This window comes from Streptomyces botrytidirepellens (assembly GCF_003721215.1).
Taxonomy (GTDB): Bacteria; Actinomycetota; Actinomycetes; order Streptomycetales; family Streptomycetaceae; genus Streptomyces; species Streptomyces himastatinicus.
Window position 1 is genome coordinate 1 of sequence record NZ_RIBZ01000263.1, and the last position, 12,662, is coordinate 12,662.

5 protein-coding genes are annotated in these 12,662 nt (G+C 70.6%); 2 read left to right on the forward strand and 3 right to left on the reverse strand.

Going from position 1 to position 12,662, the window contains the following annotated elements; all coding sequences use genetic code 11:
• Together EEJ42_RS52980 and EEJ42_RS20685 are read right to left on the reverse strand one after the other, a co-directional pair.
• The coding region (locus EEJ42_RS52980; RefSeq protein WP_123101677.1) for a type I polyketide synthase at positions 1–6,284 on the reverse strand (6,284 nt) is incomplete at its 3' end.
• Between the two features lie 43 nt (positions 6,285–6,327).
• Positions 6,328–6,921: a hypothetical protein gene (locus tag EEJ42_RS20685; protein ID WP_246097077.1), complete on the reverse strand. Its 594-nt coding sequence runs from the start codon at positions 6,919–6,921 to the stop codon at positions 6,328–6,330.
• Positions 6,922–7,233: 312 nt separating this feature from the next.
• Here EEJ42_RS20685 and EEJ42_RS20690 point away from each other — a divergent pair, with 312 nt between their 5' ends.
• A complete protein-coding gene (locus EEJ42_RS20690; protein ID WP_123101679.1) occupies positions 7,234–8,616 on the forward strand; it encodes a M28 family metallopeptidase in 1,383 nt (460 codons plus the stop codon).
• Between the two features lie 63 nt (positions 8,617–8,679).
• Here EEJ42_RS20690 and EEJ42_RS20695 read toward each other — a convergent pair whose 3' ends face one another.
• Positions 8,680–10,686: a M6 family metalloprotease domain-containing protein gene (locus EEJ42_RS20695; RefSeq protein ID WP_184503179.1), complete on the reverse strand. Its 2,007-nt coding sequence runs from the start codon at positions 10,684–10,686 to the stop codon at positions 8,680–8,682.
• A 291-nt stretch (positions 10,687–10,977) separates the two neighbouring features.
• Here EEJ42_RS20695 and EEJ42_RS20700 point away from each other — a divergent pair, with 291 nt between their 5' ends.
• Complete coding sequence (locus EEJ42_RS20700; RefSeq protein ID WP_221179391.1) at positions 10,978–12,609, forward strand: AMP-binding protein; 1,632 nt, start codon at positions 10,978–10,980, stop codon at positions 12,607–12,609.
• Positions 12,610–12,662: the final 53 nt, after the last annotated feature.

The window sequence follows — 12,662 nt, forward strand, 5'->3', positions numbered from 1 at the left end:
GCCTGCAACCCCGCGGCCAGCTCCTGGCGGTTCTCGCCGACGATGACGGCTCGGTGGTCGAAGAGCGAGCGCGTCTTCAGCAGGGACCAGCCCACCTCGACCGGCGAAGCGTCGTCGTCCGCCGTCACCCGGTCGAGCAGTGCGCCCGCCTGGCCGCGCAGCGCCTCCGTACTCCGTGCCGACACCACCCACGGCAGGACCCCGCCCGCCTGGGCGACCGGTGGGGCAGCCTCCGGCGCGTCCGGGGCCTGCTCCACGATCACGTGGGCGTTGGTGCCGCTGATGCCGAAGGACGACACAGCCGCCCGGCGCGGCCGTTCGGCCTGTGGCCACCGGACCGGCTCGGTGAGCAGCCGTACCTCACCAGCCGTCCAGTCCACATTCGGGGTTGGCTCGTCGATGTGCAGCGAGGCGGGCAGGAGCCCGTTCCGCATCGCCATCACCATCTTGATCACACCGGCCACACCGGCGGCGGCCTGGGTGTGGCCGATGTTGGACTTGATCGAGCCGAGCCACAGCGGACGGCCCTCCGGACGCTCCTGCCCGTACGTGGCCAGCAACGCCTGCGCCTCGATCGGGTCGCCGAGCGTCGTACCCGTGCCGTGTCCCTCCACCACATCGACCTCGGCGGGCGAGAGACGGGCGTTGGCGAGTGCCTGGCCGATGACCCGCTGCTGGGAGGGCCCGTTCGGCGCGGTCAGGCCGTTGCTGGTGCCGTCCTGGTTGACCGCCGAGCCCCGTACGAGCGCCAGTACCCGGTGGCCGTTGCGCCGGGCGTCCGACAGCCGCTCCAGCAGCAGAAGTCCGGCTCCTTCGCCCCAGCCCGTGCCATCGGCTGCCGAGGCGAAGGGCTTGCAGCGCCCGTCGGCCGCCAGACCGCGCTGACGGGAGAACTCGATGAAGGTGGTAGGCGTGGCCATCACGGTGACCCCGCCGGCCAGGGCGAGGGTGCATTCGCCCTGCCGTAGCGCCTGGGCGGCCAGATGCATGGCCACCAGCGACGACGAGCACGCCGTGTCCACCGTGACCGCCGGCCCCACCAGACCGAAGGTGTACGCCACCCGCCCCGACATCACGCTCGGGGTGCCGCCCGCGAGGAGATAGCCCTCGACCTCCTGGGCCGACGAGCTTCCGACCGCGCCGTAGCCCTGATAGGTGCCCCCCGCGAAGACGCCGGTGTTGCTGCCGCTGAGCGTGTCGCGGTCGAGTCCGGCGCTTTCGAAGGTCTCCCACGCGGTTTCGAGGAGCAGCCGCTGTTGGGGGTCCATGGCGAGCGCTTCGCGCGGGCTGATGCCGAAGAACGCCGCGTCGAACGCGGCCGCGTCGTACAGGAAGCCGCCCTCCCGCGCATAGCTGGTGCCCAGACGCTCCGGATCGGGATCGAAGAGCGTGTCCAGGTCCCAGTGCCGGTCAGTGGGCATCGCCGCGACGGCGTCCCGGCCCTCGGCGACCAGCTTCCACAGCTCCTCCGGGGAGCGCACTCCGCCGGGGTAGCGGCAGGCCATGCCGATGATCGCGATGGGCTCGTCGTCAGCGGCTACGGAGGACTTATACGTAGCGACAGTGGCCTTCTGACCAGTGAGTTCGGCGCGCACATACGTGGCGAGCGCGCTCGGCGTGGGATGGTCGAAGACGAGGGCGGGGGCGAGGTCCAGACCGGTGGTGGCGACGAGCTGATTGCGCAGCTCGACGGCGGTGAGCGAGTCGAAGCCCAGCTCCTGGAAGGGCTGCGTGGGCGGAACCGCGTCGAGCCCCGCATGGCCGAGGACGGTGGCGGCGAGGGACTGGATGTGGCGCACCAGGAGCTGCTGCTGTTGGTCCGCCGTGGCGGTGGCGAGCTGCTGCCGCAGCGGAGTCACCGCGGCGGAAGGTGCGGTGGGGGTGGTGGTGTCCTCCACGGCACGCGCCGTCACGGGGGTGAGGAACGGACTCGGGCGCTGCGCGGTGAAGGCGCTGGAGAACCGCTCCCAGTCGACATCGGCCACCGTGACCGTGGTGTCGTCGTGCGTCAGGGCGTGGTGCAGGGACTTGATGGCCAGATCGGTGGCCAGCGGGGAGAGACCGCGCCGCTTGAGATGAGCGAGCGTGTTCTCGTCGGCGGCCATGCCCGCCTCGCTCCACGGGCCCCAGGCGATGCTGGTGGCGGGGAGTCCATGGGCCCGGCGGTGTTCGGCGAGGGCATCGAGGTACGCGTTCGCCGCGGCGTAGGCGGCCTGCTGCCCGCTGCCCCAGGTCGCGGCGTTCGACGAGAAGAGTACGAAGGCGTCGAGCCCCAGGTCCCGGGTGATCTCGTGCAGATGAGTGGCGGCCAGCGCCTTGGAGTGCAGCACGTACTGCAACCGCTCGGGATCCAGCTCGGCGATCGGGCCGAGGTCCATGGTTCCGGCGGTGTGGATGACGGTGGTCAGGGGGTGTTCGGCGGGGATGTAGTCGATGAGGTGTTGCAGCGCGGCGCGGTTCGAGACGTCGCACGCGGAGATGGTGACCGAGGCACCCAGAGCGATGAGTTCTTCGCTGAGCTGGTCGGCCCCGGGCGCGTCGGGGCCGGACCGGCTGATGAGATGGAGATGAGGCGCGCCCTCGCGGGCGAGCCAGCGTGCGATGTGGGCGCCGAGTCCGCCGGTACCGCCGGTGATGAGCGTCGTACCGGTCGGCCGCCAGGGAGCGGGCTTCGCGGACGATGCGGGAGCGGCGTGGCCGAGGCGGCGGGCGTAGGTGCCGGTGGTGCGGATCGCGGCCTGGTCCTCGGGCTGTCCGGGGACCAGCAGCGCGGCGAGTCGACCGGCGGTGTGGTGGGTCACGGTGGTGGGCATATCGATGAGCCCACCCCACCGTTGCGGGTGTTCGAGGGCGGCGACCCGGCCCAGCCCCCAGACCTGGGCCTGACCCGGGTGGGGGAGCGGGTCCGTACGGCTGGTGGCGACCGCGCCCTGCGTGAGGCACCACAGGGGAGCGGTGATACCGGTGTCGCCGAGGGCCTGGAGCAGTGTGACGGTGCCGATGAGCCCGGTGGGGACGGCGGAGTGTTCGGTGTGTGCCGCGGTGTCGAGGGCGAGCAGGCTGAGCACACCGGCGATCGGCTCATCCTGGGACCACTGGGTCAGTTGCTCGGAGAGGGCATCGCGCCGCAGACCCTCCGCGGGGAGCGCGTGGACGGACGCGGCGGCACCATGCGACTGGAGCGCCTGGACGACGGTCCGGACCGCGGAGTGGTCCTCGTGGCCGACGGGCACGACCACCAGCCAGGTGCCGCTCAGGGCCGCCGTGGTGGCGTCGGGCAGTTGCTGCCAGGTGGTCCGGTAGCGCCAGGAGTCGATGACCGCCTGCTCACGGTGCTGCCGCCGCCACGCCGACAGGACGGGGAGCGCGGGCAGGAGCGCGTCGATGCCGGGGCTGTTCTTCTCCAGCTGGAGCGTGCTGGTGAGGGCGTCGACGTCCAGCTCTTCGATGGCGTGCCACAGCTGTACCTCGGCCGGGTCCGCCCCCACGCGGGTGCCGCTGGTACGGGCATCGGGTGGGGCGAGCCAGAACCGCTGGTGCTGGAAGGCGTACGTCGGCAGCGCGACACGACGAGGCGCCGGGTTGGTGGGGAACCAAGGAGCCCAGTCGACGTCGACCCCAGCGGTCTGGAGCCGTGCCAAGAAGGTGGCGAACGCCCGGACTTCGGGTTGCTTGCGGGTGAGGGTGGCCGTGAGGAGAGGGGTGGTGGGGTGGTCGGTGTGGTGGAGGGTGTGTTGGACGGCCGTGGTCAGGACGGGGTCGGGGCCGAGTTCGAGGTACGTACCGGTGTCGGGCGCGGTGTGGGCGATGGCGGGGTGGAAGTGGACGGGCTGGCGGATGTGCTGAGCCCAGTAGCCCGGGGTGGTGATCTCCTCATCGGCGGGTTGTCCGGTGAGGTTGCTGATGAGGGGGATGGTGGGTGGGTGGTAGGTGAGGTTGCTGATGGCCTGCGTGAACGGTTCGAGGATGGGGCCCATCAGCGGGGAGTGGAAGGCGTGGCTGACGGTGAGCAGCCGCGTCTTGCGGCCGCGTTCGGCCCAGGCCGCAGCGATCTGCGTAACGAGTGCGATAGGTCCTGAGATGACGGTGTTGGTGGGGGTGTTGAGGGCGGCGATGCTGACCTGTCCGTCGCTCGCGGCGAGGTCGTGGGCGAGTTCGTCGGGGGTGGCGGCGATGGTGGCCATGCCGCCGCCTTGCGGGAGGCCGCCCATGAGGGTGGCGCGGGCGGCCACCAGTCGGCAGGCGTCGGGGAGGTCGAAGACGCCTGCGATGTGCGCGGCGGCGATCTCGCCGATGGAGTGGCCGATGACGGCGTCCGGGGTGATGCCGGTGGAGGCGAGGAGTCGGGCGAGGGCGATGTGGAGGGCGAAGAGTCCGGCTTGGGCGTAGGTGGTGTGGTCCAGCAGCTGCGCGTGTTCGGGGTCCTGGCTGAAGACGACATCCCGGAGCGGCTGCTCCAAGTGGGGGTCCAAGAGGGCACACACCTCGTCGAAGGCTTCGGCGAAGACGGGGAACCGGTCGTACAGTGCCGCGCCCATGCCGGGACGCTGGCTGCCCTGGCCGCTGAACAAGAACACCGTCTGCCCCGAGACGCTCGCAGCGCCTCCGGGGCATACCACGGCCGGGTGCGGTGTACCGGTGGCCAGGGCCTGCAACCCCGCGGCCAGCTCCTCCCGGTCGTCACCGATGACGACGGCTCGGTGGTCGAAGAGCGAGCGGGTCTTCAGCAGTGACCAGCCCACCTCCACCGGCGAGGCGTCGTCGTCCGCCGTCACCCGGTCGAGCAGTGCGCCCGCCTGGCCGCGCAGCGCCTCCGTGCTCCGTGCCGACACCACCCACGGCACCACCCCGCCGACCCCGTCCGCCTCGGCGACCGGTGGGGTGGCCTCCGGCGCGTCCGGGGCCTGCTCCAGGATCAGATGCGCGTTCGTACCGGAGATGCCGAACGACGACACGCCCGCCCGGCGTGGATGCTCACCCCGCGGCCACTCCGCCGCCTCGGTCAGCAGCCGCAACTGCCCCGCGCTCCAGTCCACATGCGGGGTCGGCTCGTCGATGTGCAGCGAGGCGGGCAGGAGCCCGTGCCGCATCGCCATCACCATCTTGATCACACCGGCGGCGCCTGCCGCCATCTGGGCGTGCCCGATGTTGGACTTGATGGAGCCGAGCCACAGCGGACGGTCCTCCGGGCGCTCCTGTCCGTACGTGGCCAGCAGCGCCTGGGCCTCGATCGGGTCGCCGAGCGTCGTCCCGGTGCCGTGGGCCTCGACCGCGTCCACCTCGGACGGCGTCAGGCGGGCGTTGGCGAGTGCTTGCCGGATCACCCGCTGCTGGGACGGTCCGTTCGGCGCCGTCAGACCGTTGCTGGCGCCGTCCTGGTTGACCGCCGTACCCCGGATGACCGCCAGCACCCGGTGGCCGTTGCGCCGGGCATCCGACAGCCGCTCCAGCAGCAGGACACCGACGCCCTCGGACAGGGTCATGCCGTCGCTGCTCGCCGAGAACGCCTTGGACCTGCCGTCCGGGGCGAGTCCCCGCAGATCGCTGAAGCCGATGAAGGGCGCCGTCGAGGACATCACGGCAACTCCACCGGCGAGCGCCAGATCGCATTCGCCCTGCCGGATCGCCTGGCAGGCGAGATGCATGGCGACCAGCGCCGAGGAGCACGCGGTGTCCACCGTGACCGCGGCCCCCTCCAGGCCCAGGGTGTACGCGACCCGGCCGGACACCACGCTCGCGGAGCTGCCGATGGTGAAGTACCCGGCGGAGCCCTCGGGCACCTGGGAGGCGTCCGTGCAGTAGTCGAGGTGGTCGCAGCCGATGAAGGTGCCGGTCAGGCTGGACCGCAGCGATTCCGGATCGATGCCCGCGTGCTCGATGGCCTCCCACGACGCCTCCAGGGCGAGCCGCTGCTGCGGTGCCATGCCCAGGGCCTCGCGCGGACTGATGCCGAAGAACGCGGCGTCGAATCCCGCGGGGTCGTCGAGGAAGCCGCCCTCGCGGCAGTAGCTGGTGCCCGGGTGCTCCGGGTCGGGGTGGAAGAGCCCGTCCAGGTCCCAGTTGCGGTCCGTGGGCAGTTCCGTGATGGCGTCGCGCTCGGCGGCGACCAGTTCCCACAGCTCTTCCGGGGAGCGCACTCCGCCGGGGAACCGGCACGACATTCCCACGATGGCGACCGGTTCGTGCCCGGCCGACTCGACATCCTTCAGACGCCGCTGTGTCTGGCGGAGGTCCGCCGTCACACGCTTCAGATAGTCGAGAAGCTTCTCTTCATTGCTCGCCATGTGTCGGTGCTCCCGCTTCCACCCGCTGACCTCGGCAAAACCGCTAGGGGCGACGGCAGTCGTAGCTGCCGCGCAAGGTACTTCCGTCGGGGAAGGTGAAACGTGTGGCGTCCTTGAAATGTCCTGGACCGAGCACCTGATAGTCGTCCACCACGTCCATCTTCACGCCCTCGGTCTTTCCGGTGGCGCTGGGAGTGACCACCTGGCTGAGCGGCCCCTTGAACACCAGGTGGCCGTTTTTCCAGCCGGGCGAGGAGTAGTTCGCGGAGGATCCCCAGTTGTCGTGGTACTGGACGATGAACTTTCTGCCCACGGGGTCCCAGCCGAACGTCGACCGGCCGACCACATGGCCGGGTTCCATGGTCGCGTCGGTGTAGTAGTAATGCCCGCCCATGGCCCGCTTGGTAGTCAGGTGCATCACCGTCGCCTTACTGCCCGGCGGGGGTGTGTACTCGCACCTGTAGGACCCGAGGAGGAAATCCAGTGCGCGTATCTGGGGCGGTGCGGGCAGCGGGTTCGCGGGAGTGGCGCGCGACGGCTTGCCCCGGGCGTCCGGTTCGGCGTTCACCGGAGTGACGGCGAACGCCACGAGACCCACGGCGACGAGGCCCGTGTGCACTGCCTTCCGGGTACGCATACGCAACTCCCATTGGTCATCGGGTTGATTCGGTCATCGGGTTGATCGGGCGCTGACCTGCGGCTGAGCCACCTGGCACGTCCGGATCGGATACGGCGACCATCATTTGTGCCGTCCCTAAAGGTGCTCTAACGCGTGGCTTGCCCGCGGTACGTGGCGACGGCCCGGCCACCGCGCCCCCGACGGCCCGGCCACCGCGCCTTAGACGGCCAGGCCGGCGCGCCCCAGACGACCCGGCCGCCGCGGCCCATTAGCCCAGCTTTAGACCGGCCGCCGAGCATGAACCGGACGTCGGGACGAAGGAGGATGGCGATGAGCGGCTGGCCGGCGCTGGAGAAGTACCTCGATCGGGCACCCACCTCGAAGGAGATGATGGGCTGGATCGAACTGATCGTCAGCCAAGGCATTCGCCGGGCGGGCTATTCCGCCGACAGCTGGACCGAGGAGTGGGCCGCCGAGCAGTTCCGCGAAACGGGGCTCGAGGACGTCCGGCTGGAACCGCTGGACACGCCGATCTGGCGGCCGCGGTCCGCCGCCTTCGAGATCTGGCCCGTCGGCCGCCCCGGCGAGGTCACCCGCTTCACCGGACTCGCCCTCCCGTACACCACCCCCACCGAGGGCACCGAGGGTCGGCTGGTGCGGATGGAGGACGGGGAGGTGGGCGGTGGCATCGCCGTCCAGGAGATCGGCTTCACCCAGCTGCCGCAGACGGAGGTGGAGGCCCGGGCCACCGATGCCTACGACCCCGAGGGCGTCTTCCCCGACCTCGTCCAGACCGTGCCGTTCGACCTTCCGCATGTGCTGGACTTCGACATCGCCATCAAGGACGGGGCGACCGCGTACGTCGGGCTGCTCACCGGTGTGCCCTGGGAGACCAGCGACTTCTACTGGCCCTATGACGCCGAGCTGCGCTCGATCCCCGGGATCTGGCTGAGCGGGAGCGACGGCGAGCGGGTCCGTGAGCTGATGGCTTCCGGCGCGTGCGAGGGGCGGATCATCTCCGATGCCACCATCACCGAGGAGACCACCCACAACGTGGTGGGCACCCTGCCCGGCGCCTCGGACCACTGGGTGATCATCGGGTCACACCATGACGGACCGTGGGCCTCGGCGGTGGAGGACGCGTCGGGGGTGGCGCTCGTCCTGGCGCAGGCCAGGTTCTGGGCGTCGGTGCCGCAGGAGCTGCGTCCGCACAACATGCTCTTCCTGCTGACGTCGGGCCACATGGCCGGGGCCGCGGGCACCCAGGCGTTCATCGCGGCGCATCCGGAGCTCTTTCCGCAGGTCGTGCTCGAAATGCATCTGGAACACGCCGCGCGCCAGGCCATCGTGGTCGACGGCGAGGTCGTGCCCACCGACGATCCGGAGGTGCGCTGGTGGTTCACCACCCAGGCGCCCGCGCTGGAGCGGCTGGTGGCCGATTCGATCGCGGCCGAGGACCTGCGCCGCTCGTGGATCCTGTCGCCGACCGCCTTCGCGCCGAACCCGGCCACCGACGGCGCGTACTTCTACTACACGGGTGTGCCGCTGGTGCAACTGATCACCACGCCGATGTACATCTTCGACCCGAGGGACACCCCCGACAAGGTGGACCAGCAGAGCCTGGTGCCGCTCACCATGGGCGCGGCGCGGATCATCGCGGGGACACACGGCTGTGAGCCGGACACCCTCCGGGTGCCGCTGCCCTCCGACTGACGGAAGCGCATCCGACGGAGCGGCCCGCCGGTTTCCCGGCGGGCCGCCCTCATGGTGCCGTACTCACCGTGTGCGCAGCGCGCACGTGGCCTTGGCCGTCTTGCGCGGGTCGCTCTCGGAGCGGGCGGTGAGCACGACCTTGCCGTGCCGGTCGGCCCCGCCCGTCGCGGTCACGGCCACGCCCACGTCGACCGAGGTGCCTGCCTTTGCGGTGGCGAGCTGGTTGGGCAGCCACGCGGACCAGCCCCGGCCGGTGGCCGTGGCCGACAGCCGGTAGACATCGGAGTCCAGATGGGCGCCGGAGTCCCCGGCGCGGCCGGTGTTGGTGAGGTCGAAGGTGCACAGGGCGCGGCCCTTCGAGGGGTGGCCCTTCGCCACGCCACGGTCCAGGTCGACGCCACGCTGCTGCGGCCCGGAGCCGTCCAGGGACTTGACGGCGATGGTGTACGAGAGCACACCGGACCGGTCGCGCTTCAGGTCGAGGACGTAGAAGTGCAGCCGGTTGGCCTTGTCGATGTACTCGTACTGGCTGCCGGAGTCGGCCCCGGCGTGGAAGAGCGCATCGCTGAGCTGCCGGTAGTCGCCCATGGTGATCTTCTGCGTGGTGCCGTCGGGGCGCTGGAAGTCCACCATGTCGATGTCCTCGGGGTGGGCGTCGATCACCCAGGCGAACGGGGCCTGGTCCTTGTTCTTGGTCTTGCTGATCAGCACTCCGTTGTCCGGGGTGAACGAGTCCATGCCCATGCGGTCCACGACCTCGACGGTGTAGTTGTCGTAGCCGCCGCCGTCGCACAGGGGGTCGGTCTTCCGGTCGCAGGTCGGCGAGAGATCGCTGCCCAGGGTGAGGTTGACGCCCGCGAGCCCCTTCTCGCCCGGTGGCGCGGAACGCGCCGTGACCCGGGCGACGGCCATTCCGGAGTCCGCCAGCGCGTCCCGGTCCAGGCGCAGGACGTTCTTCTCGTCCACGATGCCCAGCTTCAGCTTGTCGCGCAGCACATGCTGGGCGCCCATCGAACCGCCGGCGGTGGCGGGTATCTGCCACCGGGTGTGCGGGCCGCCGGGGCCGTTGAACGAGCCGCGGGAGAGCATGCCCCAGATGCCGGTGTAGGAGCGGCTGAGGGGAGTGCCGTAGGGGTTGTTGTAGTTGTCGCCAATGCCCAGGATGTGGCTGAGCTCATGCGCGTACACGGCCATGCCGGAGCTCTCGGTCTGGAGGGACGAGCCGTCCGTGGCGTTGGGCCAGATACGGGCCGCGGCCTGCCACGACGTCCACGGTACGTAGCGGGTTGCCGCCGCGTTGCTGCCGTTGGACACGGGCGGGCCCCACATGGCCGGTACGTCCTGCCGGTCGGCGAACTTCATCTGGCCGAACTCCTGCCAGGTGGACGACTCGTCCTGCCCGGCCGTGAGGTAGAAGACGAAGTCGAACTTCTTGGTCTCCCCGTCGCCCACGTCGGCGGTCCAGGCCGCCTTCCCGTCGGCCCGGATGTCCATGTCGCAGGTGTCCCCGGCCGGACAGGCGCCGGGGTTCATGGAGTCCTCCACGCCGTACTGGTAGGACTTCGCGGGCATGCGGTACACCCCGAAGGCCGTCAGGTCGACGCCGATGCGGCCACCGGAGTCCTCCATCCAGTACTCGTTGATGGTGTGACCGTTGTTGAGTGCGCCGGGCTTGTTGAGGAAGTCCTCGTAGAACTGGGGCAGACGGTCGCGCGGTATGCCGGAGGCGGACGGCTGCGGGTTGCCGAACAGGGTCGACCCCGCGGGTTGGCTGACCGTGAATTCCTCGTCCGGATAGTCGAGGAGCACCAGCGCGCCCTTGAAGGTGCGCTGGGTGGGCTTGACGTCCGGGTCGGCCCAGCGGGTGCCGGGGACCGCGCGGTAGTCGGCCCACGTCATGTCGTCGGGGTTGCGCCAGCGCTGGGGGTCGATCGGGTCGACCAGGGGCGGCCGGGCGCTCGGCGTACGGTCGGGTGTGGCCCCCGCGGGCCCGGCTGCGACGGCGGCCAGGGCGGCGAGGAGCGTGGCGACGACCGTTAATCGGCGGACTCGTCTTCGGCGGAGGAACAAGGCTCACCTCTTGTCCGGAAGTTTTGCTCAGACATGACCCGCCGTGCGCACGGGAGGACTACGGCTGCCACGGTAAGCCGGGGGTCGAGGTGACGCCAGAGTGCCGTTGTGGCTTCCGCGACGGAAACCGGGAGTCCGCCACCGCGTTGACGCGCCGTTGACGAGCCGGAATCCCACCGCACACGGCTGCGGAGCACATCGAAAAGCGCGATAGCGTGTACCGGCCAACGGGAAGGCTGCCGCCGACCTCCCGTATGGCGCGACGTGTGGAAACCAGCCCAAGGAGCCCTCTTGACCAGCCCAGAACAGCGCATGGCTGACCTGCTCAAGACCTTCGGTGAGCCAGCGGCGTGCACCGCGTATCTGCTGTGCGACCGGCATCCGTCCGACGCCGTGGCGTTCACCTTGGTGAGCAAGGACCTGACCAGCCATGACATGACGTTCGCTGAGCTCCGCGACCGCTCGTCGCGCATGGCAAGTGCCCTGGCCGCCCTGGGGGTCGGGGCGGGTGACCGGGTCGCCACCCTGATGGGCAAGTCCGCCGAACTGCTCATCGCGTCCCTCGCCATCTGGCGGCTCGGGGCCGTCCAGGTGCCGCTGTTCACCGCGTTCGCCCCGCCGGCCATCGCGCTGCGCACCATCGGCAACGGCACCAAGGCGGTGGTCACGGACGCCGACCAGCGCCCGAAGCTGGACCCGGAGGCCGGTTTCCCCGGTGAGCGGCCCTGGCAGATCATCACGACCGGCCCGGTCACCGGCACCGACCTCGCCTTCTCCGAGCTGCTGGAGTCGCACGCACCGCAGCCCGAGCCGGTGGCGGTGGGCGGCGACGCCCCCATCGTGGAGCTGTTCACCTCCGGTACCGCGGGCTCCCCGAAGGCCGTGCCGATCCCGCTGAGCGCCGTGGCGGGCTTCGTGATGTACCAGGAGTTCAGCCTGGACCACCAGCCCACCGACGTGTTCTGGAACGCGGCCGACCCGGGGTGGGCGTACGGCCTGTACTACGCCATCATCGCGCCGCTCGCCCTCGGCCGCCGCAGCCTGCTGCTGAACAGCCTGTTCTCCGCCGAGGGCACCTGGGACGTGCTGTCCCGCTTCGGCGTCACCAACTTCGCCGCCGGGCCCACCGTCTACCGCAAGCTGCGCGCTTCCGGTGGCGCCCCGGGTGACCTGCGGCTGCGCTGCTGTTCCGCGGCGGGTGAACCGCTGCCCCCGGACGTGGTCGACTGGGCGCAGGAGGCGCTCGGCGTCCCCGTACGCGACCACTACGGCCTGACCGAGACCGGCATGGTCATCGCCCACGCCTGGCATGCGGAGCTGCGCACCGAGCTCAAGACCGGCTCCATGGGACGCCCGCTGCCCGGCTGGAGCGTGAAGATCCTGCGCGAGGACACCAACTCCGCCGAGGCGGCGACGGGTGTCCCCGGCCGGGTGGCGATCGACATCGCGGACAGCCCGCTGATGTGGTTCAAGGGATACCTGGGCTCGCCGGAGCGTACGGCCGAGAAGTTCAGCCCCGACGGGCGGTGGTTCTACACCGGCGACACCGCGGCGCAGGACGAGGAGGGCGATCTGTTCTTCTCCGGGCGCGGCGACGACGTCATCCTGATGGCGGGCTACCGCATCGGCCCGTTCGAGGTGGAGAGCGTGCTCCAGGAGCATCAGGCCGTGGCGGAGGCCGCCGCGGTGGGCATCCCCGACGACGAGTACGGCGAGATCATCGAGGCCTTCGTCGTCCTGAGCCCCGGGGCCCAGCCGGGCGAGACGCTCGCCGCCGAGCTACAGCAGCTCGTCCGGGACAAGTTCGCCAAGCACGCGTACCCGCGGCAGATCCACTTCGTGGACGCACTGCCCAAGACCTCCAGTGGCAAGACGCAGCGCTTCCTGCTGCGTCCGGCACCGACCACCGGCCGGGGCCGCTGACGCGGCGGACCCCACGGCGCTGGGCCCCGGTCCCCGTGCTCGGCACGGGGACC